This window comes from Nocardioides sp. NPDC000445, assembly GCF_040300245.1.
In the GTDB taxonomy this organism is placed as follows: domain Bacteria; phylum Actinomycetota; class Actinomycetes; order Propionibacteriales; family Nocardioidaceae; genus Nocardioides.
In genome coordinates this window covers 333,590-359,509 of the sequence record NZ_JBEPDH010000001.1, presented here as the reverse complement: position 1 = coordinate 359,509, position 25,920 = coordinate 333,590, and the positions used below count along the sequence as shown (strand labels likewise).

25 protein-coding genes are annotated in these 25,920 nt (G+C 70.5%); 9 read left to right on the top strand and 16 right to left on the bottom strand.

Annotated features, from left to right (window positions below; genetic code table 11):
• Positions 1–10 precede the first annotated feature (10 nt).
• The 3 genes from ABT304_RS01695 to ABT304_RS01685 are packed head-to-tail and all read left to right on the top strand — an operon-like array spanning position 11 to position 2,708.
• The gene (locus tag ABT304_RS01695; RefSeq protein ID WP_350713201.1) at positions 11–970 is read left to right on the top strand and encodes an ABC transporter ATP-binding protein; all 960 of its coding nucleotides are present in this window, start codon (positions 11–13) and stop codon (positions 968–970) included.
• A complete protein-coding gene (locus tag ABT304_RS01690) occupies positions 967–1,983 on the top strand; it encodes an ABC transporter ATP-binding protein (protein ID WP_350713054.1) in 1,017 nt (338 codons plus the stop codon). Before ABT304_RS01695 ends, ABT304_RS01690 begins: the two co-directional genes overlap by 4 nt.
• On the top strand, positions 1,983–2,708 hold the full coding sequence (locus ABT304_RS01685; RefSeq protein ID WP_350713053.1) for a sulfite exporter TauE/SafE family protein: 726 nt from the start codon (positions 1,983–1,985) through the stop codon (positions 2,706–2,708). The genes ABT304_RS01690 and ABT304_RS01685 overlap by 1 nt, the downstream gene beginning before the upstream one ends.
• On the opposite strand, the gene ABT304_RS01680 is transcribed toward ABT304_RS01685, so the two are convergent.
• The 12 genes from ABT304_RS01680 to ABT304_RS01625 all read right to left on the bottom strand — a co-directional run bounded on the left by ABT304_RS01680 (position 2,705) and on the right by ABT304_RS01625 (position 15,842).
• Positions 2,705–3,712 carry a 2-hydroxyacid dehydrogenase gene (locus ABT304_RS01680; protein WP_350713052.1) on the bottom strand — a complete coding sequence of 336 codons (1,008 nt, stop codon included), beginning with the start codon at positions 3,710–3,712 and terminating at the stop codon, positions 2,705–2,707. The two genes, ABT304_RS01685 and ABT304_RS01680, sit on opposite strands and share 4 nt — an antisense overlap.
• A gap of 54 nt (positions 3,713–3,766) precedes the next feature.
• Complete coding sequence (locus tag ABT304_RS01675) at positions 3,767–4,579, bottom strand: IclR family transcriptional regulator (protein WP_350713051.1); 813 nt, start codon at positions 4,577–4,579, stop codon at positions 3,767–3,769.
• 21 nt (positions 4,580–4,600) lie between these two features.
• Positions 4,601–5,539 carry an alpha/beta fold hydrolase gene (locus ABT304_RS01670; protein WP_350713050.1) on the bottom strand — a complete coding sequence of 313 codons (939 nt, stop codon included), beginning with the start codon at positions 5,537–5,539 and terminating at the stop codon, positions 4,601–4,603.
• Between the two features lie 113 nt (positions 5,540–5,652).
• A complete protein-coding gene (locus tag ABT304_RS01665) occupies positions 5,653–7,368 on the bottom strand; it encodes an MSCRAMM family protein (protein WP_350713049.1) in 1,716 nt (571 codons plus the stop codon).
• A 245-nt stretch (positions 7,369–7,613) separates the two neighbouring features.
• Positions 7,614–9,065 (bottom strand): aldehyde dehydrogenase family protein, encoded by a 1,452-nt coding sequence (locus ABT304_RS01660; protein ID WP_350713048.1) that lies wholly within the window; start codon positions 9,063–9,065, stop codon positions 7,614–7,616.
• Positions 9,066–9,100: 35 nt separating this feature from the next.
• The gene (locus ABT304_RS01655; protein WP_350713047.1) at positions 9,101–10,597 is read right to left on the bottom strand and encodes a GMC family oxidoreductase; all 1,497 of its coding nucleotides are present in this window, start codon (positions 10,595–10,597) and stop codon (positions 9,101–9,103) included.
• Between the two features lie 142 nt (positions 10,598–10,739).
• On the bottom strand, positions 10,740–11,690 hold the full coding sequence (locus ABT304_RS01650; RefSeq protein WP_350713046.1) for a PDR/VanB family oxidoreductase: 951 nt from the start codon (positions 11,688–11,690) through the stop codon (positions 10,740–10,742).
• Between the two features lie 30 nt (positions 11,691–11,720).
• Positions 11,721–12,467 (bottom strand): SDR family NAD(P)-dependent oxidoreductase, encoded by a 747-nt coding sequence (locus ABT304_RS01645; protein ID WP_350713045.1) that lies wholly within the window; start codon positions 12,465–12,467, stop codon positions 11,721–11,723.
• A complete protein-coding gene (locus ABT304_RS01640; protein WP_350713044.1) occupies positions 12,464–12,994 on the bottom strand; it encodes an aromatic-ring-hydroxylating dioxygenase subunit beta in 531 nt (176 codons plus the stop codon). The genes ABT304_RS01645 and ABT304_RS01640 overlap by 4 nt, the downstream gene beginning before the upstream one ends.
• The gene (locus ABT304_RS01635; protein WP_350713043.1) at positions 12,987–14,285 is read right to left on the bottom strand and encodes an aromatic ring-hydroxylating oxygenase subunit alpha; all 1,299 of its coding nucleotides are present in this window, start codon (positions 14,283–14,285) and stop codon (positions 12,987–12,989) included. The genes ABT304_RS01640 and ABT304_RS01635 overlap by 8 nt, the downstream gene beginning before the upstream one ends.
• Positions 14,282–14,668, bottom strand: a complete 387-nt coding sequence (locus ABT304_RS01630) for a hypothetical protein (RefSeq protein ID WP_350713042.1) — start codon at positions 14,666–14,668, stop codon at positions 14,282–14,284. Before ABT304_RS01630 ends, ABT304_RS01635 begins: the two co-directional genes overlap by 4 nt.
• A gap of 28 nt (positions 14,669–14,696) precedes the next feature.
• Positions 14,697–15,842 carry an acyl-CoA dehydrogenase family protein gene (locus tag ABT304_RS01625; protein ID WP_350713041.1) on the bottom strand — a complete coding sequence of 382 codons (1,146 nt, stop codon included), beginning with the start codon at positions 15,840–15,842 and terminating at the stop codon, positions 14,697–14,699.
• A 176-nt stretch (positions 15,843–16,018) separates the two neighbouring features.
• Between ABT304_RS01625 and ABT304_RS01620 the strand changes: the two genes are divergently transcribed.
• Positions 16,019–17,539 (top strand): PAS domain-containing sensor histidine kinase, encoded by a 1,521-nt coding sequence (locus tag ABT304_RS01620; RefSeq protein WP_350713040.1) that lies wholly within the window; start codon positions 16,019–16,021, stop codon positions 17,537–17,539.
• 10 nt (positions 17,540–17,549) lie between these two features.
• Here ABT304_RS01620 and ABT304_RS01615 read toward each other — a convergent pair whose 3' ends face one another.
• Positions 17,550–18,914: a flavin monoamine oxidase family protein gene (locus ABT304_RS01615; protein WP_350713039.1), complete on the bottom strand. Its 1,365-nt coding sequence runs from the start codon at positions 18,912–18,914 to the stop codon at positions 17,550–17,552.
• Positions 18,915–18,960: 46 nt separating this feature from the next.
• Positions 18,961–20,373: an APC family permease gene (locus ABT304_RS01610; protein WP_350713038.1), complete on the bottom strand. Its 1,413-nt coding sequence runs from the start codon at positions 20,371–20,373 to the stop codon at positions 18,961–18,963.
• Positions 20,374–20,494: 121 nt separating this feature from the next.
• Between ABT304_RS01610 and ABT304_RS01605 the strand changes: the two genes are divergently transcribed.
• From ABT304_RS01605 to ABT304_RS01585, 5 genes are all read left to right on the top strand, one after another.
• Positions 20,495–21,073: a TetR/AcrR family transcriptional regulator gene (locus tag ABT304_RS01605; protein WP_350713037.1), complete on the top strand. Its 579-nt coding sequence runs from the start codon at positions 20,495–20,497 to the stop codon at positions 21,071–21,073.
• An 87-nt stretch (positions 21,074–21,160) separates the two neighbouring features.
• A complete protein-coding gene (locus tag ABT304_RS01600; protein ID WP_350713036.1) occupies positions 21,161–21,685 on the top strand; it encodes a flavin reductase in 525 nt (174 codons plus the stop codon).
• Positions 21,686–21,698: 13 nt separating this feature from the next.
• Positions 21,699–21,962: a hypothetical protein gene (locus ABT304_RS01595; RefSeq protein ID WP_350713035.1), complete on the top strand. Its 264-nt coding sequence runs from the start codon at positions 21,699–21,701 to the stop codon at positions 21,960–21,962.
• Positions 21,959–23,224 (top strand): amidase, encoded by a 1,266-nt coding sequence (locus ABT304_RS01590; RefSeq protein ID WP_350713034.1) that lies wholly within the window; start codon positions 21,959–21,961, stop codon positions 23,222–23,224. Before ABT304_RS01595 ends, ABT304_RS01590 begins: the two co-directional genes overlap by 4 nt.
• 17 nt (positions 23,225–23,241) lie before the next feature.
• Positions 23,242–23,886, top strand: coding sequence for a response regulator transcription factor (locus tag ABT304_RS01585; RefSeq protein WP_350713033.1), 645 nt, complete (start codon positions 23,242–23,244; stop codon positions 23,884–23,886).
• On the opposite strand, the gene ABT304_RS01580 is transcribed toward ABT304_RS01585, so the two are convergent.
• The gene (locus ABT304_RS01580) at positions 23,876–24,445 is read right to left on the bottom strand and encodes a nuclear transport factor 2 family protein (RefSeq protein ID WP_350713032.1); all 570 of its coding nucleotides are present in this window, start codon (positions 24,443–24,445) and stop codon (positions 23,876–23,878) included. The two genes, ABT304_RS01585 and ABT304_RS01580, sit on opposite strands and share 11 nt — an antisense overlap.
• On the bottom strand, positions 24,442–25,770 hold the full coding sequence (locus ABT304_RS01575) for an MFS transporter (RefSeq protein ID WP_350713031.1): 1,329 nt from the start codon (positions 25,768–25,770) through the stop codon (positions 24,442–24,444). The genes ABT304_RS01580 and ABT304_RS01575 overlap by 4 nt, the downstream gene beginning before the upstream one ends.
• Between the last annotated feature and the right edge of the window lie 150 nt (positions 25,771–25,920).

The following is a 25,920-nucleotide window of genomic DNA, read 5'->3' as shown; positions in this document are numbered from 1 at the left end:
CGTCGACGGCATGAGCGTCGACATCCGTACGCCCCGTGGTGTCGTCCGAGCCGTCGACAAGGTGACCTTCCAGGCACGCCGGGGCGAGACCCTCGCGCTGCTCGGGGAGTCGGGCTGCGGCAAGTCGATGACCGCCACCGCGGTCGTCGGCCTGCTGGAGCCGGTCGCCGATGTCACCGAGGGTGCCGTCCGCATCACCGGTGACGGTGGCACCACCGACCTGCGCACGGCCTCGGCGAGGCGCCGGCGTGACATCGCCGGCAAGGAGCTGGCGATCGTCTTCCAGGACGCCCTCACCGCGCTCAACCCCGTCTACACCGTGGGCACCCAGCTGGCCGAGCCGTTCCGGATCCACCGGGGCCTGTCCAAGAAGGCCGCCCGCAAGGAGGCCATCGAGCTGATGCGCCGGGTCGGCATCCCAGAGCCGGAGGCCCGGGTCGACTCCTACCCGCACCAGTTCTCCGGCGGCATGCGCCAGCGGCTGCTGATCGCGATCGGCGTGGCACTGTCGCCGGCCGTGCTACTGGCCGACGAGCCGACCACCGCGCTCGACGTCACGGTCCAGGCCCAGATCATGAGCCTGCTCAAGGACCTGCGCGAGGAGCGGGACATGGCGGTCGTGCTGATCACCCACGACCTCGCCCTGGTCTTCGAGCAGGCCGACCGGGTCGTGGTGATGTACGCCGGCAACGTGGTCGAGCAGGGCCTGGTCGAGGAGGTCTTCGGCTCTCCGAAGCACCCCTACACCGCGGGCCTGCTGGAGTCGGTGCCCGTGCACGCCGAGCGCGGTGCGGAGCTCAAGTCGATCGGTGGTTCGCCGCCGGAGCTGGCCGCGATCCCGGCCGGCTGCGTCTACCAGGACCGCTGCCCGATCGCGCGCGACCGCTGCCGCGAGGAGCGGCCCGCGGCCCGCGAGGTCGCCCCCGGCCACCTGTCCGCCTGCCACTTCCCCGACGAGGTGAACCGATGAGCGCCGATGCACCCCTCCTCGAGGTCCGCGACCTCACCAAGATCTTCCCGGTACGCCACGCCGGCAAGCGCAAGGAGCTGCGAGCGCTCGACGGTGTCACCCTCGACCTGCACCGGGGCGAGACCCTCGGCCTGGTGGGGGAGTCCGGCTGCGGCAAGTCCACGCTGGCCCGCACGCTGCTCATGCTGGAGACCCCCGACGGTGGCTCCGTACGCTTCGACGGGGTCGACCCGACCACGACCAAGGGCGCCGACCTGCTGGCGTTCCGGCGCCGGGTGCAGATGGTGTTCCAGGACCCGTTCGCCTCGCTCAACGCCAGGATGTCGGCGGGCGACATCGTGAGCGAGCCGTGGCGTACCCACACCGGTCTGCACAGGACCTCGCGTGAGCGGGCGGCTCGGGTGCGCGAGCTGCTGGACCTCGTCGGGCTGCGGCCGGGCGACGCCGGGAAGTTTCCGCAGGAGTTCTCCGGCGGTCAGCGGCAGCGTCTCGGCATCGCCCGCGCGCTCGCGCTCAACCCCGACGTGATCGTCTGCGACGAGCCGGTCTCCGCGCTCGACCTGTCGGTGCAGGCACAGGTGCTGAACCTGCTCAACGACCTGCAGCAGGAGCTCGGCGTGGCGTACCTGTTCATCTCGCACGACCTGTCAGTGGTGCGGCACGTGGCCGACCGGGTCGTGGTGATGTACCTCGGCCGGATCGTCGAGCAGGGCGAGACCGAGTCGACGTTCGAGCGGCCTCAGCATCCCTACACCGGGGCGCTCCTGTCGGCGGCGCCCTCGCTCGACCACGAGCGTCGGCGCGAGCAGATCATCCTGTCCGGCGAGATCCCCTCGCCGCTCAACCCGCCGTCCGGCTGCCGGTTCCGGACCCGCTGCTGGAAGGCGACCGACGAGTGCGCCACCGCGCTCCCGCCGCTCGCCATCGACCCGGTCGACGGCGGTCACACCGCGGAGTGCTTCCACCCGTTGGGGGCTGAGGAGCAGGAGCTGGCCGCGGCACAGGCGGGCTGATGGGGCTCTCGCTCGGGTCCTTCGCGCTCGTCGCCGTCGCGGTCGTCCTGGCCTCGGCCCTGCAGGCGTCCATCGGCTTCGGCATGGGGATGCTCGCCGCTCCCGTCGTCGCGCTGGTCGACCCGGCGCTGCTGCCCGGCACGCTGGTGATGCTCGCGTTCGTGGTGACGATCATGGTCGTCGTCTCCGAGCGGCAGCACATCGATCTGGGTGGCACCGGCTGGGCGCTGTTCGGCCGGGTGCCCGGGACGATCGCCGGAGCGCTGCTCGTCGCGGCGCTGCCCGAGCGGGGTCTCGCCCTGATGCTGGCCGCTGTGGTGCTGACCGGGGTAGCGCTCAACTCGCTGGGCTGGCAACCGCGGCCGGTGCGCCGCAACCTCGTGGCCGCGGGTGCGGCCTCGGGGCTGCTCGGCACCGCCACCTCGATCGGCGGTCCGCCGATGGCGCTGGTCTGGCAGCAGAAGGAGGGCGCCGGGCTGCGCAGCTCGATGAGCACGTTCTTCCTCGTCGGCTCGGCCCTGTCGTTCCTCGCCCTGGCCGCCACCGGGTCCGTCGACCAGCGCACCCTGCTGGTCACCGCCGCTCTCGTGCCCGCTCCGTTCCTGGGGTGGGGCCTGTCGCTGCTGCTCAACCGGGTGATGTCGCCGGTGCGGCTGCGGCGTACGGCGATCGCGGTGTCGATCTTCGGCGCCGTCATGCTGGTGGCCGACCAGCTCCTCGGCTAGCTCCTCGCCACCGGGTTGCGCAGTGGCCGGCCCTCGGCGAGCGCGTCGACGTTGTCGGTGATGTCCTGCGCGCGGCCGGCGAACACCTCCGCGGTGTGCCCCGACTGGTGCGGCGTCAGCACGACGTTCGGCAGCTTGGTGAAGTCGAGGTGCGAGGGCGGGGGAGCGTCGGCGTCGCGGGGGTTGCGCCACCACACGTCGATGCCGGCCCCGGCGATCGTGCCGGCGGTGAGCACGTCGTGGAGCGCCTGCTCGTCGACCACGGCGCCGCGGGCGACGTTGACCAGCACGGCACTCGGCCGCATCGCGGCGAGGGCGGCGGCGTCGATGAGCCCGCGGGTCGCGTCGCTCAGCGGTACGGTCACGACGACCACGTCGGAGGCGGCCAGCAGGTCGTGGAGGGCCGAGTCGGGCCCGACCCAGTCCAGCTCGACGCCCGGTGGCAGCGGGGCGTCGGGGTTGCGGCGTACGGCCCGGACCTTCATCCCCATCGCCGACCCGAGCCGGGCGACACTGGAGCCGATCTCGCCGAAGCCGACGATGCCCAGGGTGCGGCCGGCCAGCACGCCGCCGAAGGGGTAGTCGTCGGAGACGATCGCGTTGCTCCACACGCCGCGGCGCATGTCGGCCTCGGACCGCAGGACGCCGCGCAGCAGCATCATCGACACCATCACCACGTGCTCGGCGATGGAGCGGCCGTGGTGGTAGGTGTTGGCCAGACGTACGTCACGTGGCAGCGCGTCGAGCGGGATCCTGTCCACGCCGGCACCGGTCACGTGCACCAGCCGGAGCCGGGGCATCGCGGCCAGCAGCTCCGGCGTCGTCGAGGAGCAGACCAGCACCTCGGCCGTCGCGGCGGCCTCGGCGAGCCGAGGGTCGCCACCCCACGCGAACGTCCACGTGTGCGGCGAGGTGCCTTTCCGGGTCAGTACGTCGGTGAACCGGGCCATGATCGGCTCGGTCACCAGCACGTTCAGCGGCGTGGTGGGAGAGGTGAAGGACACGTCCGCGATTGTGTCATGCGTCTACATCCGTGGACAAGCGTCGCCATATGGGGTTCAGGCCCACGTGAGGGAGTTGCGGATCGGGCCGACCACGCGGACGATCCGGTCCGCTGCCTGGCGCAGGGCGGCGATGACCTCGGCCTCCCGCTCGGGGGTGAGCCGGGCGATCGGGATGGAGGCGCTGATCGCGTCGGTGACCGGCTCGTCGTAGTGCAGGGCGACGGCGATGCAGCGCAGGCCGAGGGTGTTCTCCTCGTTGTCGATCGCGTAGCCGCGCCGGCGGGTCGCCTCGAGCTCGGCGGCCAGTGCGCCCCGGTCGGTGAACGTGTGCGGCGTGAGCGGTGCGAGCTCGGCCGGCAGATGGTCGGCGACCTCGCCCTCGGGCTGCGCGGCCAGGACCGCCTTGCCCAGCGACGTGGAGTAAGCGGGCAGCCTGCGGCCGACGCGGCTGTAGGGGCGGAGGTACTGCGACGACTCGCGGGTGGCGAGGTAGACCACGTCGGTGCCGTCGAGACGCCCGAAGTGGAAGGTCTCGTCGAGCTGCTCGCGGAGCTCGACGAGGAACGGGGTCACCTGGGGCAGGTAGGGGTCGGTGTCGAGGTAGCTGGTGCCGGCCAGCAGGGCCCGGATGCCGATGCCGTAGAGCGTGCCGGTCGCATCGCTGCGTACCCAGCCGTGCTTGGCGAGCGTACGGAGCAGGGCGTGCAGGCTGCTGCGGGGAACCCCGAGCGCCTCGCTCAGCTCGCGCAGCCGCACCGGGCGGTTCTGGCGCGCGGCGAGGAACTCGAGGATCTCCACCGTGCGGGCGGCGGACTTCACCTCGCGAACCCCTCCGGTGGCGGCATCGGGTGCGGCAGCGTCGTTCATGTCCGCAGGGTAATGCGCGGGTCAGATGCCCGTCCACGTATGAAGATCGTCTTCGGGTTCGGGGCCGTTGCGCAGCCGCGTCTGCCATCCGTGCTGATCCCAGATCGCCGGCTTGGTGCTCCGGATGAACTGTTCGACGGCCATCACGAAGCGGCCCGGGTCGGAGCGGAACGGGAAGTGGCCGGCGCCCTCGAAAACCTCGAGCATGGCCTGCGGCATCGCCGACTGGGCCTGCTCGGCGTGGCGGTAGGGGATGACGCCGTCGCGGTCGCCCCAGATCATCATCAGCGGGATGTTCGAGGCCAGATAGGAGCGATCGAGCATCGTGACGACCTGGCCGCGCCAGTCGACGACGGCACGCAGGGTCCGGGCGAACGCCTGGCGGGACTGGTTGTCCGGGAAGGCGTCGACGATCCTGGTCAGGTCCGGCGCATCGACGCCGAGATCGTGATCGAAGCGACGTAGCAGGCCGAGGGAGGCGGACAGCCCGATCCGCGAGATCGGCAGCCGCAGCAGCTTGAGCAGCTCTGGCGCCATCGGCAGGGTCGCGAGTCGCAGCCAGGTCGAGACACCGCGTCCCGAGCCGCCGTTGGAGACCAGCACGATCCGCTCGACGAGCTGCGGGTACTGGTAGGCGAGCTGCATCGCGACACCGCCGCCGAGCGAATGGCCGACGAGGGTGACTCGCTCCACGTCCAGCACGGAGAGCAGGTCGCGCATGCCGTTGGCGAACCCGCCGATCGAGTAGTCGGCGCGGGGCTTGTCGGAGTCGCCGTGACCGAGCAGGTCGGGCGCGATGACCAGATGGTTCTGGGCGAACATCGGCAGGACGTCCTCCCAGGTCCGCGAGCTGTCGCCGATCCCGTGGATGAGCATGATCGCGGAGCCGTCCCCGCCGATGCGGAACGCGCGCCTGTATCCGTGGATCACCCGAGACTGTTGCTCGATCACCCGCGTCATGATTGCACGCTAGTCGCCATGGGTTTCGGTCATGTTGCCGCTGCGCCGGCGGGGTACCCGACGGGGCCGCCCGGTGAACCGGACGGCCCCGCGGTTGGGGTGGAAGTGGGGGATCAGGGATCGATCACGATGGTGCAGGTGACCGTCCGGGGTGACGGGTCGATCGCGATGCCCTCATGGGTGATCGTGTCGTCCCAACCGGTGGCGGTGCCGGTGTCCGGCGTCACGCCGGTGTTCTCGCAGGTCATCGACGTCAGGCTGGTCTCGCCCGAACCGCCGTCACGGAAGTTGACCTGGATGTCGGCGAGCGGCGCGTTGGTGAACGTCGCGACCGCCGCACCGGTCGGCTGGTTGTCGGTGCAGTTCGTCCCGCTGACCACGGTGACGGTCTGTGCGCCGCCGGGGGCGTCGGCGTAGCCGGGAGGCGGCGACGTCTCCGTCACGTCGTAGTCCCCGAGGGAGAGGCCCGATACGCAGACCTCGCCGACGTCGGGATCCTGGTCGCCGGTGCCGTTGTCGGTGACGCTGGTGCCGTCGTAGGAGAAGACCGCTCCCGGGTTGGTGACCGCTCCGCCCTTCGTGCTGTTCTTCAGGATCTTCAGCGCCCCGAGCTGGAGCTCGTTGGTGTAGGTGCAGTCGAGTACGTCGGTGTCCGCGTCGATCGCGAAGGTCACCGTCGCACCGTTGATGCTCGGCGTGACCCCTGTGCTGGCATCGCAGTTCACGCTGACGAAGCTCCAGTCAGACGGGATCACGTCCTCGACGACGGTGTAGCCGGAGCCGAAGAGCACGGTCTTGCCGTAGTCCTTCACCCCGTCATCCTGGAGCGTGAACGTGTTCGCGGAGGTGGGGTCGGTGCTGAACGCCTTGGTGTAGCCGAAGTCGGTGGCGTTGGGGTCCTCGTCCGGGAGCGTCTGCTTGCGGATGATCACCTGACCGCAGTTCTGCAGGTTGATCCCGACGGGTGCCACGAAGTCCTTCAGCTGCGAGGTGAAGGAGTCCGAGGAGCGGCTCTTCAGCATCGCGCTGCCGAACGATGTGCACTTGTTGGGCTGGAACAGGAGCCGCAGGTCGATCTGCGCCTCACCGAAGGTCCGCGCCTGCTTCGAGCCGGAGGCGATCAGCCCGTCGGAGTCCGCGGCCGGGATGGGCGAGGAGTTGATCGTGCCGGCCGCACACGGAGCTCCACCGCAGGTGGCGGAGGGCACGTCCAGGTCGGTCGTCGGACCCCAGGCGCTGCCGGTCCACCGGCGAGCGGTGATGTCGGCCCGGGAGCCACCTTGGTCGATGGCGTACTCGATGAGCAGGTCACCGGCGGTGCGGACGACGTTGGGTCCGGAGGCGCACTTCGTGCTGGACTGGTTGAACTCGAAGTCCATCAGCGTGGTGCCGCTCGGGTCGCTCACCCGGCTCCAGGCGAGGTTCAGGAAGCCGGGGTGGCTTCCGGTGCCGGCCTCCCGGTAGACGTGGAAGCTGAGCAGGTCGCTCTTGTTCGGCGGGATCGAGTCGGTCACCTCACCGGGACAGGAGGTGTCCTCCTTGACGCCGCCGGCGTACGAGTTGTCGCCGGTGCCGTTGACCTTGTCGGTGGCCCGGGTCTCGGTGACGCTCGCCCAGTCGAGCGAGGGGGCCGGGTCGTCGACCTTGAGGTTGGCGTCGACGTCGATCTCGAAGTTGCTGCCCGCGAGGCTCGCCTCGGGATGAGATGCAGCGGCACCGGAGGCCACGAGCGTCGTGGCGACGAGGGCGGTGGCGCTCAGCGCCGCCAACCTCTTGAAGAACCTCGGCTTGGTTGCGCGAGGCAGGAGTGGGCTCGGTATCGAGCGCATGGCGTGTCCCCTTTCAGAGACCTCGCGGTCGCTGTCAACGTGGGAGGGCGGGGCCCGCTTCCCAGATGCAGGGCTCCGTCGGCGCGCGTGGCTGCGGCCTGGACGGATGTTGTCTTCGGCGGGGGAAGGAGCCACCGGTCGTCGGGACGTTCGGTGCCTCGCCCCCGTTATCTGATCGTTATCCCGCCGGGGGTACCGGCGCATGCCGAAGATCGGGTAACTCGGCGCACTTCTCCGCTGCGCCCTCAGAGCACCACGGTGACGGTCTTGCTCTCCGTGTTGGCCAGGATCCCGTCGTACCCGCACTCGCGGCCGACGCCTGACGACTTCAGGCCGCCCCAGGGCAGCTGGGGCATCAGCGGTGACCAGCCGTTGACCCCGATGGCCCCGGCCTGGAGCCCTGCCGACATCGTGTGGGCGCGGGCGAGATCCTGGGTGTAGATCGTGCCGGCCAGGCCGTAGTCGGTGTCGTTGGCCAGCGCGAGCGCCTCCTCGTCCGAGGCGAACGGGATGACGGTGGCCACCGGACCGAAGATCTCCTCGCGGGCGATCGTCATCTCGTTGGTGCCGGCGAAGACGGTCGGCTCGACGAAGAACCCCGCGTCCCCGAAAGCCTTGCCGCCGGCGACCAGCTTCGCCCCCTCCGCCGACCCCTTCTGTACGTAGCCGAGAACCCGATCGCGCTGCTTCGCGCTGACGAGCGGGCCGAGCGTGGTCTCGGGAGCGAACGGGTCCCCGAGCACCTGAGCTCCGGCCGCACCGCCGAGACCGTCGAGCACGGCGTCGTACAGGGAGCGGTGGACGAACACGCGACTTCCCGCGGCGCAGGTCTGGCCGGAGTTCGCGAAGACGCCCATGCCGATCGACGGGAAGACCAGGTCCAGATCGGCGTCCTCGCAGACGATCTGCGCGGACTTCCCACCCAGCTCGAGGGTGGTGCGCTTGAAGGTGTCGGCGGTGACCTTCTGGATCTCCCGGCCGACCTCGGTCGACCCGGTGAAGCTGACCTTGTGCACGCCCCGGTGCCGGACCAGAGCCGCACCGGTGACCGACCCCTGACCGGGCAGCACCTGCACCACACCGGCCGGGAACCCGGCCTCGACGACCAGGCGGGCCAGGTGGAGGATCGACAGCGAGGCGTCCTCGGCGGGCTTGATGATCACTGTGTTGCCGCAGGCCAGGGCGGGAGCGAGCTTCCAGCCCAGGATCATCAGCGGCGCGTTCCACGGCACGATCGCCGCGATCACGCCGACGGGCTGGCGCAGCGTGTAGGCGTGCGTCGGCCGACCGAAGTAGCCATCGTTGCCGATCTGCTCGCCGTTGATCTTGTCAGCCCAGCCGGCGTAGTAGCGCAGCGTGGCGACCAGGTTGGGCACGAACAGCATCTGGGCCAGCCCGTTCGGGACGCCCATGTCGAGCGAGTCGAGGTCGGCCAGGACGGACGCGTCGCGCTCGACGAGATCGGCCAGCCGATGGATCAGGGCGGCCTTCCCGGAGGGAGGTACGGCGGCCCAGTCCCCGTGCAGAGCCGACGTCGCTGCGTCGACCGCGCGGTCGACGTCCCCGGCCGAGGCCGCGGAGACCTCGGCGAGCGTGGCCCCGGTCGCAGGGTTGAGCGAGGTGAAGGTGCCGCCGGTCCCGGCGACGAAGGAGTCGCCGAGGAGGAGGTCGGTGGTGAGGTCGAGGGTGGTGGTCATGTGCGTGCTCCTGGTCGATGCGGGTGAGGGCCGGGTCAGCGGCCGAGGATGATGTCGGCGGCACGTTCGGCGATCATCGCCGTCGGTGCGTTGGTGTTGCCGGTCGTGACCGCGGGCATCACGGAGGCGTCGGCCACCATGAGTCCCTCGACGCCGACGACGGCGAGATCGGGGGAGACGACGGCGTCGGCGTCGGTGCCCATCCGGCAGGTGCCCACCTGGTGGTGGTACGTCTGTACGGACCGCCGGACCCAGGCCGCGACGGCCTCGTCGCTGTCGTCGGTGCCGGGTCCGGGCTGGACCTCGTACGCACCCCACTCCTCCGCGAGCGGACCGACGGCCGCGACCTGGCGCACCTGGCGTACGGAGGCGACGAGCGCGGCGACGTCGCCGGGATCGCTGAGCACGCCGTAGTCGATGAGCGGCTCCGCCTCCGGGTCCGTGCTCGCGATCGACACGGTTCCGGTGCTCTTGGGCCGGATCAGGCCGGCGTGGAGCGTGAACCCGGACGGCGGTCCGGTCATCTCCGGGTCGTAGTAGAACGGGATGGAGAAGTTGATCGGCTGGGTGTCGGGCACAGGCAGGGCCGGATCGGACTTCCAGAACCAGTGGGTCTGGGTGACCGGCTGGAAGGGCTGGGGCGGGTCGATCTCGCGCTTCTCGGTGCCGAAGATGACCGGGACCAGCCAGTGGTCCTGGAGGTTCGAGCCGACGCCGGGTAGGTCGGCGACGACCGGGATGCCGAGTGCCTCGAGACCTCTCGCCGGGCCGATGCCGCTGCGCAGGAGCACCCCGGGGGAGGCGAGCGCGCCCGCGGTGAGCACGACGCGATCCGCCTCGATCGTCCGCGGTGCGCCGTCGACGATGACGACCGCGCCCGTGGCACGACCGTCGGCGACGACGCGGTCGACGAGCGCTCCGGTCAGGAGGGTGAGGTTCGGGTGGTCGAGGACGCCGCGCACGTACGCAGCCCATGTCGAGAGACGCTTGCCGTCGCGCAGGTTCAGCTGCATGCGCGAGACGCCGTCCTGGTCGCCGGCGTTGTAGTCGTCGTTGAGTGGCAGGCCCGCGGCGACCGCGGAGTCGATGATCGCCTCCTGGAGGGGGGAGAGGTCCGGCGTCACCCGGTCCATGAAGCCGTCGCCGGTCTCCAGGTTCGTCTCGATCCGGTCGAAGATCGGGCTCACCTCGTCCCAGGCCCAGCCCTTGTTGCCGGCTTCTGCCCAGCCGTCATAGTCCCAGGCGGCGCCGCGTACCCAGATCGTGCCGTTGAGCTGGCCGGATCCGCCGACGACCTTGCCGCGCGGAGACATGATCCGCCGGCTCTGGGCGTGTGCCTGGGGCGTACTGAACCAGCCCCAGTCCTCCGGGCCGGCCCACAGCTCGCCCACCCGGGAGAGATCGTGGATGGCCGGGTTGGTGTCCATCCCGCCGGCTTCGACGAGGGTGACCCGGAGACCCGCGTCCAGCAGACGGCGGGTCAGGACGGAGCCGGCGGTACCTGCTCCGAGAATGAGAATGTCGGTGGTCAACTGCCGGCTCCTGTCACACGTTCGGATATGGGTCCGAGAGGCGCTGCTGTGCGCAAGGTCACGCTAGAAGTGGTGCTCGGTGGCTCACCATGGGGACAAGGTGCAGCCGGCTAAGGGTTTCCCCGAGCCCGGAGCAGGTACGTCAGTAGAGCTCGATCAGCAGACGTTCGCTGGTGGCGCGCGAGACGCAGAGAGCCAGCTGGCTCTCCCGGTCGGCGGCCGTGAGGCAGTTGTCACGGTGGTCGACGGTTCCCTCCAGCAGGCCGGAGACGCAGGATCCGCAGACGCCTTCCTCGCAGGACTTGAAGACCTCGACGCCGTTGTCCTCAAGGACCCCGAGGATGGAGCGGTCGGCCGGGACCCAGAAGGTCTCGCCGGTGTCGAGCTCGACGGTGAACGCCTGGTCCTCGCTGGTGTCGACCTCGGAGGCGACGAAGTTCTCCAGGTGGACCTGCGCCTCGCCGATCACCTCCGCGAACGTGGTAACGACCTGGTCCATGAAGCCCTGCGGGCCACAGGTGTACACGTGGCTGCGGGGGGTGAGCCGGGGGACGACCGTGGTGAGGACCTCCGGGTGCCTGGCGCGCGGCACGCCGAGGTGGATCCGGACCCGGTCGCGGAACTCGGCCCGGCTCTCCAGGAGGTCGACGAAGGCGGCCTCCTCGCGGGAGCGGGCGAAGTAGTGGAGCTCGAACTCGGCGCCCCGGCTGTGCAGGTCGTACGCCATCGAGAGCAGCGGCGTGATGCCGATGCCGCCCGCGACGAGGAAGTGCCGGTCGGCGTCATCGGCGACCGCGAGCAGGTTGCGCGGCTTGCTCACCTTGAGGTGATCCCCGACCCGGACCTCGTGGATCGCCGCCGAGCCGCCCCGCGACTCGGGCTCCCGCTTCACCGCGATCAGGATCGACTCGGGATCTTCTGGCGGCATGCACAGCGAGTACTGCCGGAGCATACCCGTCGGCCCGACGACGTCGATGTGCGAGCCCGCCGGATAGGGCTTGAGGGCCTGGCCGTCGGCCCGCACCATCCGCAGGGTACGGATGTCCGGTGCCTCCTCGGCGATGTCGACGACACGGAAGACGATGTTCGTCATCGGGTGCTCCTGATGTGTGCGGTGTGCGGGTCAGCGGAGGTAGAGACCGCCGTTGGCGTCCCAGCAGGCGCCGGTGACGGAGGCGGCATCGGCGGAGGCAAGCAGGGCGACCATGTCGGCGATGAAGCGCATGCTCCCGAGGCGGCCGACCGGGATGCCGGCGACGAGGCCGTCGAGGCCGTCGCCGAGGAGCTCGCGGACCATCGGGCTGTCCTGGGGTCCGGGGGAGACGGCGTTGACCGTGACCCCACGGGCCGCCAGCTCCCGGGCGAAGACCTTCGTCGCGGACAGCACCGCGCCCTTGGAGGAGGCGTAGTGACCACCGGTCGCGGTGCCGCCGTTCTGGCCGGCCAGCGAGGCGATGTTCACGATCCGGCCGTAGCCGGCCTCGGCCATCGCGATCCCGAAGACCTGGCAGGCGTAGAAGGTGCCGTTGAGGTTGACCCGCATCACCTGGTCCAGCTCGTCCGGAGTGATCTCGAGCAGCGGCCGGGCCTGGGTGCGGGCGGCGTTGTTGACGAGGACCTCGACGCTGCCGAAGTCGGCCACGACCCCGGCATGCAGCTTCTCGACCGCCTTCCGGTCGGCGACGTCCACGGCGTACGCCTGCGCGGTGGGTCCTTGCGCCGAGAGCTCGGCGGCGAGCTCGGTGGCTGCCTCGGCCGAGATGTCGGCGACCGCGACCCGGTGCCCGCCGGCGTGCAGCCGGCGGGCGATCTCCCGGCCGAGGCCGCTCGCGCCACCGGTGACGACGGCGACGGGTGCCACGGCGCTCACAGCAGGAACCCGGCGGCGGGGACCGCGTCGTCGGCGTCGACGAGGCGTACGACCTTGCGGACGATCCGGTCCTCGGCCGGCGTCGCGCCGAGCCGGATCACGTGGTCGACGTCGCCGGCCCAGAGGTCGTGGCTGCCGCGCTTGTAGGCGACCAGGATCTGGGCGGCACGCAGGGAGACCTCGTCGTCGGAGACGGCGGTCGGCACGAACCGGGAGACGGTGCGTACGGTCGTGGCGGCGTCGACCGCGGCGATGGCGAAGCCCTCGGTCATCCGGGTCACGCGCAGCCGCCGCATCCGGGCGTCGTCGTAGACCATGTTGAGGATGTCGTCGAAGGACTCCGCGTCGCGGTCGATCGGGATGACGTAGACCGCGTCGTCGCTGTAGAGCGCCTGCCAGGTCTCGTAGTCCTTGGCGTCGAGGATCGCGGCCTCGCGCCAGATCAGCTCGATCGCGCGGACCACCCGCGGGTCGGTCACGGAGAGCGTCTCGGTCACGGGAACGGTCAGGGGAACGGTCTCAGTCATCGCTCATCATCTGCTTCCACTGCTGGTACGCGGCGCGCATGCCGGTCTCGTCGGTCACGTGGCTGGTGGGCCAGCCCTGGTCGGACGGCTTCTCGCGGCCGAGCCCGCGGTTGACCATGATCGGCATCTCGGGTGCGCCCCGGGCACCGCGCTGGACGCGGTCCCAGCCCTCGGAGTCGTCCGGAGTGCCGAATCCGAAGGGGCCCTGGAAGTGCTCGTGGGCACGCAGCCGCTCGCGGTTGACCGGGTCGACGATCTCGGCCGGGCCGTCGGGGCCGAGGGCGACGTGCTCGATGTAGGTCTCGTTCACGCTGATCGGCCGGAGCACGCGGAGGAACGAGATCGACATCGACACGTTCGGGAACAGGTTGAGGTTGAAGCCGGTGCCGTGGACGGCACGGACCAGCCGGCGGATCTCGGCCTCGTCGACGCCGCGCTCGCGCAGGTCGGCGACGAGCGGGTCGAACCGGGGCTGCAGCGGCTCGCTGCCGTCGTCGGTCTCGAGGTCGGAGTGCTCGGGCACCATCTGCATCACCGAGTGCCCGTTGCCGAGGTCGTGCGTGACCGCCGTCGGGTCGGTCATGAACGACATCATCTCGGCGGTCTCGGCATCGACTGAGGCCATCCAGGACCGGTGCACGATCGGGAAGTGGTAGCCGTCGGTGGTGTTCTCGAGCTGGATCTTCCAGTTGCCCTTGAACTTGAACTGGTGGGTGCCGATCACCTTGACCGGGTAGCCGCCGCCCTGCGCCATGAAGCGGTCGATCCAGAGCTTCACGTCGCCGAGGAAGTCCTCGAGCGGCTCGATGTCCTCGGCGAACGTCGCGAAGACCATCCCGCCGTAGGACTCGGTACGCAGCTTCTTCAGGCCGAGCCCGGACTTGTCCATGACGCCCTCGTAGCCGTCCGGGTACGGGATGCCGCGCAGCTGGCCGTCGAGGCCGTAGGACCAGGCATGATAGGGGCAGGTGAACCCGTTGGCGTGGCCGGTGCGCTGCTCGCACAGCGAGGCGCCGCGGTGCCGGCACCGGTTGACCATCGTGTGGATGTTGCCCTTGCGGTCGCGGGTCACGATGACCGGCTGCCTGCCGACGTACGTCGACTTGAAGCTGCCGGCCTTGGGCAGCTCGGACTCGTGGGCGACCCAGACCCAGGTGCTCTCGAAGACCTTCGTCATCTCCTGCTCGAAGATCTCCGGGTCGGTGTACATCCGCCCGGCGACGCGGTCCTCGAGCACCAGGTCGGCAGGGGGCAGGTCGTGAACGGTCTCGGCCGTGAAGTCGGTGGTCATCGGACTGCGTCCTTCTTCTCGTACTCGCGTGGGGTGAGGGCGCGGCCGATCCGTGCCTCGATCTTGGCGAACTTCCAGAGCTTCCAGGGGCTGGAGCCGACGGCGATGGTCCGCAGCAGGCCGCAGGCCTCCTTGACGGTCTCCTGGGCGTCGACGTCGCAGAGCAGGTAGCACGTCCAGGGCCAGCCGTCGGAGGGGCCGACCATGTGGGAGTCGTCGTCGATGTCTCCGATGAAGTCGACCCCGGGCAGCGCCTTGATGCCGTCCATCAGGCCGACGAAGGCGGTCCAGACATCGCCTGGCTCGACGCCGCCCTCGGGCAGGTCGAAGAAGTTCTGGTTGATGCCGATGCAGAACAGGACGCGGAGCGGCGGCGTGCTCATGGGCGGTCTCCTCTCGGGTAGGGGCGGGTCACTGGAAGCCGGGGACGGTGGGCGGCTGGCCCATCAGCACGGCGCCGGCGGCGTCGTACATCGCGGGACCGAGGAACGCGTGCTGCTGGGGGACCAGGGCGTCGCCGAGCAGCCACTGCAGGGGATGGGTCGTGCTGATCGCGCCGGTACCGGACAGGTGGATGACCTGGTTCACGACCTCGGCCGACGTCTTCGCGAGGTGCGTCGCGGAGAGCCGCAGGTGAGCGTTCTGCCGGCTCGTGGCCGGATCGCCGGCGAGGACGGTCTGCCAGGTCTCGTCGCTGACCTCGTAGAAGTACGCCCGGGCGGAGCGCAGGCTCGCCTCCGCCTCGGCGAGACCGATCCGGTAGTAGGCGCGGTCGGCCAGCTTCGGCGCCCCGGTGACCCCGGTACGTCCTGCCCCCACCTCGGTGGCGAAGTCGAGCGCGGACCGGGCGACGCCGGCGCCGACGACGGCGAGCACCTGGGCGGCGTACGCGAGGGTGGGGTAGCGGTAGAGCGGCTCGTCCACCGTCGGCTCGCCGCCGCGGATGAAGGTCCACTCGCGCGGCACCTCGACGTGGTCGACCGCGAGGTCGAACGAGCCGGTGCCCTTCATGCCGACGACGTCCCACTCCTGCACGATCTCGACCTGGTCGGGACGCAGCAGCGCGGTCCGCGGCTTGCCGGCCGTCGAGTCGTCGCCGGGGATGCCGACGCCGAGGATGTCGGCGCCCATGCACCCGCTGGCGAACTTCCAGCGGCCGTTGACCAGGAAGCCGGCCTCGGTCGGCTCGGCGTGCTGGACGGGGAACAGCCCGCCCGCGAAGCACACGTCCGGTCCGTCGGCGTAGAGCTCGGCCTGGGTCTCGAGCGGAAGGGCGGCGAGGTAGACCAGCGCCGAGCCGAAGCTCGCCACCCAGCCGGTGGAGCCGTCCACCGCCGAGATCCGCTCGATCCGCTGCAGGAACTCGGCGGGCGGCAGTGGCTCGCCACCGAACCGCTTCGGGGTCGAGGCGCGGTAGATACCGGTCTCCTTGAGCCGGGCCACGAAGTCCCGCGACACGTAGCGCTGGTCGCGAAACTCCTGTCGGCGGCCGGCGAGCTCCACCAGGACGTCCTCGAGCGGGACCGTCGTCGGGCGGCTCTCCTGGGTCTGGACCATCGGTTGCTCCTCATCGATCGGGTCTGCCCCTGACGCTAGGTTCGGGCCCGGGCAGCGTCGATTGGTCATTGCCTGCGGTGCCGGGGGATTCCCTCCCAGGGGCGTAGGGGATTTCTTCAGAGCCCCCGCGGGCCGGGGGCTGCCGCCGACGGCGGGTCGCTCCTACGCTGGCCGGTATGCAGGTCGACTCCGCGGCACCCGAGCTGGTGACCGAAGACTTCGTCGCGATGATGGACGCGTCCAGCACGTGCGTGCTGATCCACGACGCCGGAACGAAGAACATCCTGTGGGCCAACCGAGCGGCCTGCGACATGCTCGAGTTCACGGTCGCCGAGATCCGGCCGCTCAAGGCCAACCACATGAGCAGCTCGGCCCAGCAGTACGACCGGGTCCTCGGCCGGGCCTGGCTCCAGGACGCCGTCGAGCGCGGCTCCAGCCGGATCGAGTGGCACTACCGGTCCCGGTCCGGGCGGATCATCCCGACCGATGCCATCGCCGTCCGGGTCGAGCTCGCCCAAGGCCCGGCCGTGATGGTGCAGTTCCGCGACATCGCCCGGGAGCAGGAGGTCGAGCGCGAGCTCAAGCTCACCACGTCGTACGTCGACGCGCTGGCACGGCACACCTCGACCGTCGCGTTCCTGCTCGACGAGGCGGGCGCCGTCAGGTTCGCGACCGACTCGGCGCTCAGCTACATCGGGCTGACCGGCGACGACGACCCGCCCGCGGGGCATCCGCTGACGACGTACGGAAGGCTGCGGCGGGGTGGCCGGCCGGTCTCCTGGGAGGACACCGCCGCTGGTGCGGCACCGGTCGGGCCCGTCCAGCTCGAGCTGCTCGGCGACGGCGCGAGCACCACCTGGCTGGAGGGGAGCATCGAGCGACTGCGCGTCCACGAGGTCGACGCCTACCTGATGATCCTGCACGACGTCTCCGAGCGGGTCCGCGGCGAGGCCAGGCGTGAGCTGGAGCTGCGCCACGAGAACTACCTCGCCCGCTACAACGCGATGGGCGACATGGCGATGGCGATCGCGCACGAGCTCGGCCAGCCGCTGGCGGCGGCCGGCAACTTCATCGCCGGGATCCGGGGCCGGGCGAGCTCGCTGGCCCAGGCGGGCGAGATGCCGCAGCGTTTCGCCGACCAGGTCGCGTACGGCCTCGACAGCGCGGCCCGGCAGATCGACCGTGCGACGGGGATCGTCAGTGCGTTGCGCTCGTTCGTCGGCCACCTCGAGCAGGTCGAGCAGGTCGTCGACCTCAACGAGGTGGTCTACGAATGCCTCTACTTCATCCGGCTCCGTGCAGCGGCGAGCGATGTCGAGCTGCACATCGAGCTGGGCGGCGAACCCATCCTCGTCCGCTGCGAGCAGGTGCTCACCGGGCAGGTGGTGATGAACCTGTGCTTCAACGCGATCGACGAGATGGCCGCGTGCGACCGGGCCCAGCGGCGGATCGAGGTGACCGTGCGGACCACCGACGGGATGGGTGTCGTCACCGTGGACGACCAGGGCCGGGGCTTCGTACGAGACCCGTTCGCCGAGTCCTTCACCAGCAAGGAGGCGGGCAGCGGGATCGGCCTCGCGCTGAGCCATCGGATCATCACTCGCCAGCACGGCAGCATCTGGGCCGAGCACCGGGAGACCGGAGGGTCACGCTTCGGGTTCGCGCTGCCCCTGGCCGAAGAACCCGAGGCCCGGTGATCTCGGGTCGCTAGACCACGGGTGCGAGGACGGCGGTGAGCACCTTCCGGGCGGTCGTGATTCCGGACTCGATCGCGCCGTCGACGACGACGCCGTTCCATCCCTTTGCGAAGTCGGCGCCCGCGAGGTGAAGCCGGGTGGAGGTCTCGGTGAAGTGGCTCCAGCCATCGATGAATCGGCCCGAGCGCACCGTTGCCCAGGTCTGGCCCGACCACGGGTCGGCGACCCAGTCGTGGCCGCCGCAGTCGATCACCGTCAGGCCTGCGTCCCAGACGTCGACGGCGCGCTGGGCCGACTCGATGTCCTCGAGGTCGATGGTCGTGTGGTCCGACCCGAAGCCGACCAGGATCGTGGCGTCCTCCTCCTCGAGGAAGTACTCGCTGCGCAGCAGCGAGATCGGGTTGTCACCTGGCGCCCCGGCGATCACGGAGTGCCGCCCGGCGACCTTGATCCAGATCTTGAAGCCGACGGAGTTGGTCCCCTCCGCAATGACCTCACGTTGCAGGTCACCCAGCGGCGGAGTGAACTCGATGTTCCCCAGCGCCCCGATCGGCGCGGTCACGATGACCGCGTCGGCCTCGAGCTCCTCGCCGGTCGCGAGGACGACCCGGGCACCGTGCTCGTCGTGGTCGACGGACCGGACCGGCGTACCGAGCGCGATCGGGCAGCGCAGGTCGGCCGCGATGGCCTCGTAGAGTCCGCGCATGCCGCGGGTCAGCTTGAACCGCAGGGTCTGCTCGTCCATCAGGGAGCTGCGGTGGTCGCTGAGCGAGGCCCAGTGCTTCGCCATCAGCGGTGACGCGGTCGTGGTGGAGCCCTGATAGCCGGCTGACCAGTACGAGTCGGCGAGGTCGATGTCCTCCTGGCTGAACTCGCCCGTGCGCAGGCAGTCGAGGACGCTGCCCTTGTCCGCAGCCAGGAAGCGCTCGCGCAGGTCGGGGTCGGTGTCCTCGGACTCGAGCACGAACAGCGGGTCGTGCGGATAGGGGAAGAGCTCCCGCGAACCCTCGAAGATCACCTCCTGCAGCCGCGTGAGCTTCTCGTCGAGCTCGTGCTCGGTGCCACGGCGGACCACGCCCTCGGTGACCCAGTACGCCTCCTCGATGTCGGGGCTGGGGTGGATCTGCTGACCGTAGCGGGTGATCTCGGTCCAGACGAAGGGCTGCATCCAGTGGACCCAGGTGGCGCCCATCTCGAGGGCGTGCCCGCCGAGGCGCTCGTCGGTCCAGGCGCGCCCGCCGATCCGGTCGCGGGCCTCGTAGATGCGGACGTCGACGCCTGCGGCCTCGAGCTCGCGGGCCGCGACGAGGCCGGAGAAGCCGGCTCCGACGACGATGACGGAGGGTCGGGCTGGGGTGGTGGCGCTCGTGGACATGGGTGCTCCTTGGGTCGAGAGGTCGAGACGGGATCGGGAAGGTCGGTCAGCCACGGCGTGCGGGACGCCTGCGGCCGACGAGCGCCCCCAGGACGTACGTCACGACGACGGCGACGAGGAAGCTGTTGGCGAGCGTGGTCGAGCCGCCGATCAGGGTGGTGAAGTTGTCGATCACCAGCACCGAGATGCCGATCAGCCCCACCGCTCCCAGGACCGGCGCGACCCTGGTGTGCCACCACCGGGTGTCGGTGCCCTCGCGCCGGAAGAACACGACGATCGCGACACTGGTGAGGATCATGACGGCGAGGATCGCCACGATCGATACCCCGGCCATCCAGGTGAACAGCTCCAGGACCGGATCGGCGCCGGCGATCGCGAAGGCCCCGACGAGGGCGACGGCGGTCGCTGTCTGGGCCAGCGAGCCGACGTACGGCGACCCGTGCCGCGGGTGGACGCCCATCAGCGGGCGCGGGGCGTGCCCGGCGCGGGCCAGGGCGAAGACGTAGCGCGCGATGGCGTTGTGGAAGGCCAGGAGCGCCGCGAAGAGGCTGGTCACGAGCATCACCATCATCACGTCGGCGGCAGTGCCACCGAGGAAGGTGGCGGCGGCCGTGAAGGTCAAGCCGGCCGGGTCGGCCTGCGCGGCCGCCTGCACCTGGTCGCTCCCGAAGGCGAGCACCAATGTCCAGCTCGCCACCGCGTACAGGACCCCGATCGTGCCGACGGCGACGTAGGTCGCGATAGGCACGGTCCGCTTCGGGTTGCGGGCCTCCTCGCCATAGATCGCCGTGGCCTCGAAGCCGACGAAGGAGCCGATCGCGAACATGAGGGCGATCCCGGGCGAGCCGGACAGGAACGACGACGGGGTGAACGAGCCGACGTCGACGCCGTGCGCCCCTCCCCGGATCAGGACGGCGGCGGAGAGCATCACGATGAGCGCGATCTCGGCGACGAGAAGGATGCCGAGCACCTTCGCCCCGAGGTCGATGCTGCGGTAGCCGAGGAGCGCGACGATGGCGATCAGGACGCCGGCCCACAGCCACCACGGCAGGTCCGGGCCTCCGAACCGCAGGACGACGTCGCGTGTCGTCGCGGCGGCGAGGCCGTAGATGGCCGCTTGGATGGTCGTGTAGGCGAGCAGCGCCAGCGCGGCCGCACCCAGCCCCGGCGAGGTGCCGAGCCCATTGGTGACGTACGCGTAGAACGCGCCGGTGTCGGTCACCGAGCGGCTCATCGCGGCGTAGCCGACGCTGAAGACAAGGAGGACAGCAGCCGCGACGACGTACGCCATCGGGGCGCCGGCCCCGTTGCCGAGGGCGATCATCACCGGCAGGGAGCCCGCGACCGCGGTGAGCGGTGCGGCGGCGGCGATGACGAGGAACACGATGCCGGCGATGCCGATCGAGCCCTTCAACGACGATGCGGTGGCCGGTGCCTCCGACTGAGTGATGTCGACCATGGATACTCCCTGCCATGCGTTATGGTTCAACGGGTGTAGAACCAAGATGTGATGCACGTTACAGCCGCGACGCGGCCACGGACATCGGTAAGACCTTTAGGGCGCCGTCGGAAGGAGCCTGATGCCACGACTGGTCGATCATGACGAGCGCCGGCGCGCGATCATCGCGGCCGCCTGGCGACTGCTGGCCGCACGCGGCGTCGACGGCGTCAACATGCGCGACCTCGCAGCCGAGGCGGGCTACACCAACGGCGCGCTCAGCCACTACTTCGCCGGTAAGGACGAGATCCTGCGGGCGGCGTACGAGCATGTCCTCGACGCCACGAACGAGCGCATCGAGGCGTCGGTCGGCCGCTCCGCCGGACTGATCGCGCTGCGCCGGATGTGCCACGAGATCATGCCGCTCGCCCAGGACACCACCCTCGAGGCGCGGATCGCGATGTCGCTGTGGCAGCGGGCGATGAACGACGCAGCCCTGGCCACGGTCAACAACACCGCGGTCGCGGCCTGGAAGCGGCGCATGACGCGGCACTGGCAGGAGGCCATCGACGCCGAAGAGCTCCCTGCGACCGACGTCGCCAGGTCGGTCGACCTGCTGATGACTGTCCTCATCGGGGCCCAGGTGGTCGCGGTCCTCGACCCCGCGACCTGGTCGAGAGCGGAGCAGGTCGCGATGGTCGACGTGGTCCTGGGTGTCTAGCGATCGAGGTCGGCTAGGGGAAATCCTCAGCGGGCGGGGTGGAACTCTCGATATCTCGGCGCCCGGAGCCGGGCATAACGTCGAGACATGTCCGACGAGCTCACCACGAACCAGCGTGAATTCCGCGCCGCCATGGCGAACCTGTCGGCCGCCGTGAACGTCGTCACCACCGATGGCGTCAGCGGACGGGCCGGGATAACCGTCAGTGCGGTCTGCTCGGTGACCGACACACCGCCGACGCTGCTGGTGTGTGTCAACCAGTCCAGCTACACCCACGACATCTTCCGCACGAACCGCCGGGTCGCCATCAACGTCCTGGGCCGTCAGCACGAGGAGCTCGCGATGCACTTCGCGGGCGCGACGGGGCTCTCGATGGAGGAGCGGTTCGCGCTCCCCGCCTGGGACCACGACCGCCACGGCGTACCGGTGCTGGGCGATGCGGCCGCCGTCCTGGTCGGTCGCGTCGGGGCCGAGTTCACCCAGGGGACCCACACCGTGCTCTTCGTCGAGGTCGACCACGTCAGCGTGCACGACGAGGCCGGCGCGCTGCTCTACTTCCAGCGCGGCTTCCACCGGATCACGCCCGCGACGCGGGTTGCGGCGAGCGCCTGAGGCGGAGAAACAGATGAGCGAGCGTACGACCCTGATGTGCTACAACGACACGCACGGCTACGGCTGGCGCCACGTGGATCTCTTCGTCCGCGACGCCGAGGGCCGCGAGCTCAACTGGGTCCACTGGCAGGTGCCCGCAGACGGCCCCGACGCCGCCGACGACGTGACCGCGCAGATCGAGCCCTCGCTCCGGCGTACGTCGGGGTGGCGGCACGCGGTGAGCGCGAGCGGCATGGACTACTGGGAGGCCGACGCCACCTGGGAGGACGAGGCGTGATCCGCCCCTCGTGGTCGTTGCGTACGCTCGTCGAGGACCTGCGAGCCGGGCGCACCACGTCCGCCGCGGTCTGGGCGCGGTTCCGCGAGCGGGTGGAAACGACCGATCCGGCGTTGCGAGCGTGGGTGGCCCTCGCCGAGCCGCCCTCGTCGGTGCCTGGAGACCGTCCGCTGGCCGGGGTCCCGCTCGGCGTCAAGGACATCATCGACGTGGCCGGGCTGCCGACCCGCTGCGGTGCGGCCGTGCGCTCCGACGCGCCGCCCGCGGAGGCGGATGCAGCGATCGTCTCGGCCTGGCGTGGTGTCGGTGCGGTCCCGGCAGGAAAGACCGTGACCACCGAGTTCGCCTTCTTCGCGCCCGGACCGACCGCCAACCCGGCAGCGCCGGGGCACACGCCAGGCGGCTCCTCGAGCGGCTCGGCAGCCGCGGTCGCGTCCGGGCAGGTGCCGCTGGCGCTCGGCTCGCAGACCGCCGGCTCGGTGACCAGGCCCGCCTCCTACTGCGGCGTCGCGTCGCTGGTCATGAGCCACGGACGTTTCCCGGTCACCGGGGTCACCGGCCTGAGCCCGAGCCTGGACAGCCACGGCGTCCTCGCCGGCTCGGTCTCAGACCTCGCCCTCGCCTGGTCCGCGCTCACCGGTGCCCGGGACGTGGCCGTCGGCCCGCTCGGGGGCCCGCCCCGGATCCTGGTCTGGACCGCCGATCCGCTCGACGTCGTCGAGGAGCCCATGCGGGTCGCGCTCGCCGTGGCGGTCGAGCGGCTGCGTACGGCCGGAGCGGTCGTCGATCCGTTCCCCGAGGAGCGGCTCGTCGCCGACGTGACCCATGCCCATCCGGTCGTGATGGCCTTCGAGGCCGCTCGCGAGCGCGCCGACGAGCTCGCCAGGGCCGGCGAGATCAGCGACCAGCTCGCCCAGCTGCTCCGGACGGGGGAGGCCACGTCCCTGGTGGACTACCGGGCCGCGTCCGAGGTAGTCGACGTGGGCGAGGAGACGGTCGCCCGGCTGCTGTCCTCCTACGACGTCGTCCTCGGTCCGGCCGCTCCCGGTCCGGCCCCGCATGGGCTCGACGTCACCGGCGACCCGGTCCTCAGCCGGGCCTGGCAGGCCATGGGTCTGCCGACGGTGGCGGTCCCGGGCCTGACCGACAGTCACGGGCTGCCTCTCGGTGTCCAGCTGATCGGCCCCAGCCGCGGCGAGACGGATCTGCTCGGCCATGCCGCGTGGGTGGAACGACACCTGACCGGGTCGCTCCGGTCCTAGAGTGAGGGTGGTGCCCGATGAACCCGACCGACTATGCGCAGCCCGATGACCCAGTGGCTCCGGTGGTCCACATCGTCGATGACGACGAGGACCTCCGGCAGTCGCTGGTGTTCCTGTTCGAGAGCGTCGGCATCACCGCGTTCATCTACCCGGACGCGCCGACCTTCCTCGACGAGATGGACCCTGAGGAGCCGAGCGTCGTCATCGTCGACGTCCGGATGCCCGGACTGAGCGGGTTCCAGCTGCAGGAGCAGCTGGTGGCACGGGAGTATCCCGCGCCGGTGATCTTCTGCTCGGCCCACGGCGACATCCCGATGTCGGTGCGCGCGCTGCGCCAAGGCGCGGTGGACTTCCTGGAGAAGCCCTACGAGCCGCAGAAGATGCTCGAGGTCGTCCAGGAGCAGCTCGCGGTCGCGGCCAGGCGGTTCGCCGAGGACCGGTGCCGCCGCGCCGTCTCCGCCCGGATCGACTCCCTCACCCCGCGCGAGCGGGAGGTGCTGCGCCTGGTCATCGCCGGGCTCCCGAGCCAGCACATCGCGCGCCAGCTCGGGACCAGCGTCAAGACGGTCGACGTGCACCGCGCCCGGATCAAGGCGAAGACCGAGGCCGAGAGCCTCGGCACGCTCGTCCGGGACGTACTTCAGTACCGCGTCACGGTCTAGCTCCCGGCGGATCCATCAGAACCGACGTCGCCGGATACGCCGTGGCGAAGCCGTCGGGCAGCGGCGCGACGAACACGTTCTCGGTGCGCGTGCGGGTGATCAGCCAGCGACCGTCGTCCTCGCGCCGGAACGCGTTGTTGAGCCGGCTCGAGCGGAGCAGGGCGGTCCCGTCGGCGTACAGCCAGGGCTGCATGTGGATCCACTGCCCCTCAGCCCGGTCGCCGTCGACCTGGATCTGCTCCGAGGTCAGGTAGTGGGCGTTCAGCACCAGAGCGGGTGTCCGGTCGGGCGACCAGAACCGTTCGAAGTGGGCCCGGATCTGGTCATGGCCCTCCGCCCGCCCGAACTGGCCGTCGTAGTACTCCCCGACCCCCTCCCAGACGGCGTCGGGGGAGTAGAGGTCCATCACCAGGTCGATCCGCCGGGCGTCGTCGCCCACGCCCGCCTCGGGACAGGGTGTGTCGCACAGGAACATGTAACGGGCCTGGAGGCGGCGGATCTCCGCCTCCGCCTCCAGGTCCGCCACGCGGCGCCGCAGCGCCTCGAGCTCGTCGGTCATCGACCCGTCCTCGTGCGGATCGGCGCGGTCTCCGGGAGCACCAGCAGGCACACCACGGTCACGGCCATCCCGGCCGCGAGGTAGTAGCCGACGGAGGCCGCCTGGCCGGTCCACTCGATGAGTCGGTTGGCGATCGAGGGAGACAGTCCGCCACCCAGTACAGCGCCGACCTGGTAGGCGAGGCCGGCGCCGGACTGACGCTGCTCGGGGGTGAACAGCTCGGTGAGGAAGGTGATGAGCGGCCCGAACAGGAAGCCGGTCAGGAAGAAGCCGCCGGCGATCGCGAGCGCCCACGAGGCCAGCGATCCCTGCTGGGCGATGGGGAAGAGGACCAGCATGTACGCCAGCACGGCCACCGCAGCGGCGAGCATCACCGGCTTGCGTCCGAGACGGTCGGAGAGCCGGGCCCCGGCCACGACCGTGACGGCGTGGACAGCGAGGCCCGGCAGCGTGCACCACAGGACGGACTTGATCTCGAGGCCGAGTCCCTGGGGAGCCGGGGAGGCGGCGTAGGAGAGCATGAAGCCGGCCAGCACGAACATCACGGCGTTGAGGCCCATGTTGGCGCCGGCGGCCAGCAGCAGGCGGCGCCAGTTGTCGCGCAGGACGTTCCAGATCGGGATGCGGACGATGTGCTGAGCCGTCTGCTCGGAGGCCAGCTCCTGGAACACCGGCGACTCCTCGAGCGCGCGGCGGGCCCAGATCCCGACGAGGAGGACCAGGGCCCCCAGGAGGAACGGGATGCGCCAGCCCCAGCTCTGCACGGCGCTCGCCGGCAGGTAGAAGACGAGCACGAACGCCAGGTTCGCGAGCAGCGCGCCGAGCGGGGACCCGAGCGCCACGAAGGCGCCGTACGCGGCTCGCTGGGTGACGGGGGCGTGCTCGACCGCGAGCACCGAGGCGCCGCCGAGCTCACCGCCGCGGGAGAACCCGTGCACCATCCGCAGCACGATCAACAGGACCGGCGCGGCGACGCCGATCGAGGCGTACGACGGGAGGAGGCCCATCAGCACGGTGGCGCCACCCATCAGGTAGAAGGTGATGAGCATGGCCTTCCGTCGGCCGTGACGGTCGCCGACCCAGCCCATCACGACGGCGCCGAGCGGTGCGACGACGTACCCGAGGGTGTAGGTCGCCAGGCTCATGAAGGAGGCGAACCAGGGATCGGTGTCCCCGGAGAAGAAGACGGCCGGGAACACCAGCGCCGAGGCGACGGTGTAGATCGAGAAGTCGAAGAACTCCAGCGATGTCCCGGCGCCCGCGCCGATGGCCAGTCGTCTGGTCTGGGCAGGTGCGATGCGTTCCGGTGCCGTGGTGTCGGTCATGCGGTCTCCTGGTGTGGTGTGGACCCCAGCACACTAGAAATCATGCAGGTCAACCGGCCATTGGAGGAGTCCTGCCTTGGAGTGAGGGAATCCTTTAGCAAGCCCTGACGACACGCAGCCCCGCGTCGCCGTCGGCGACGCGGGGCAGCT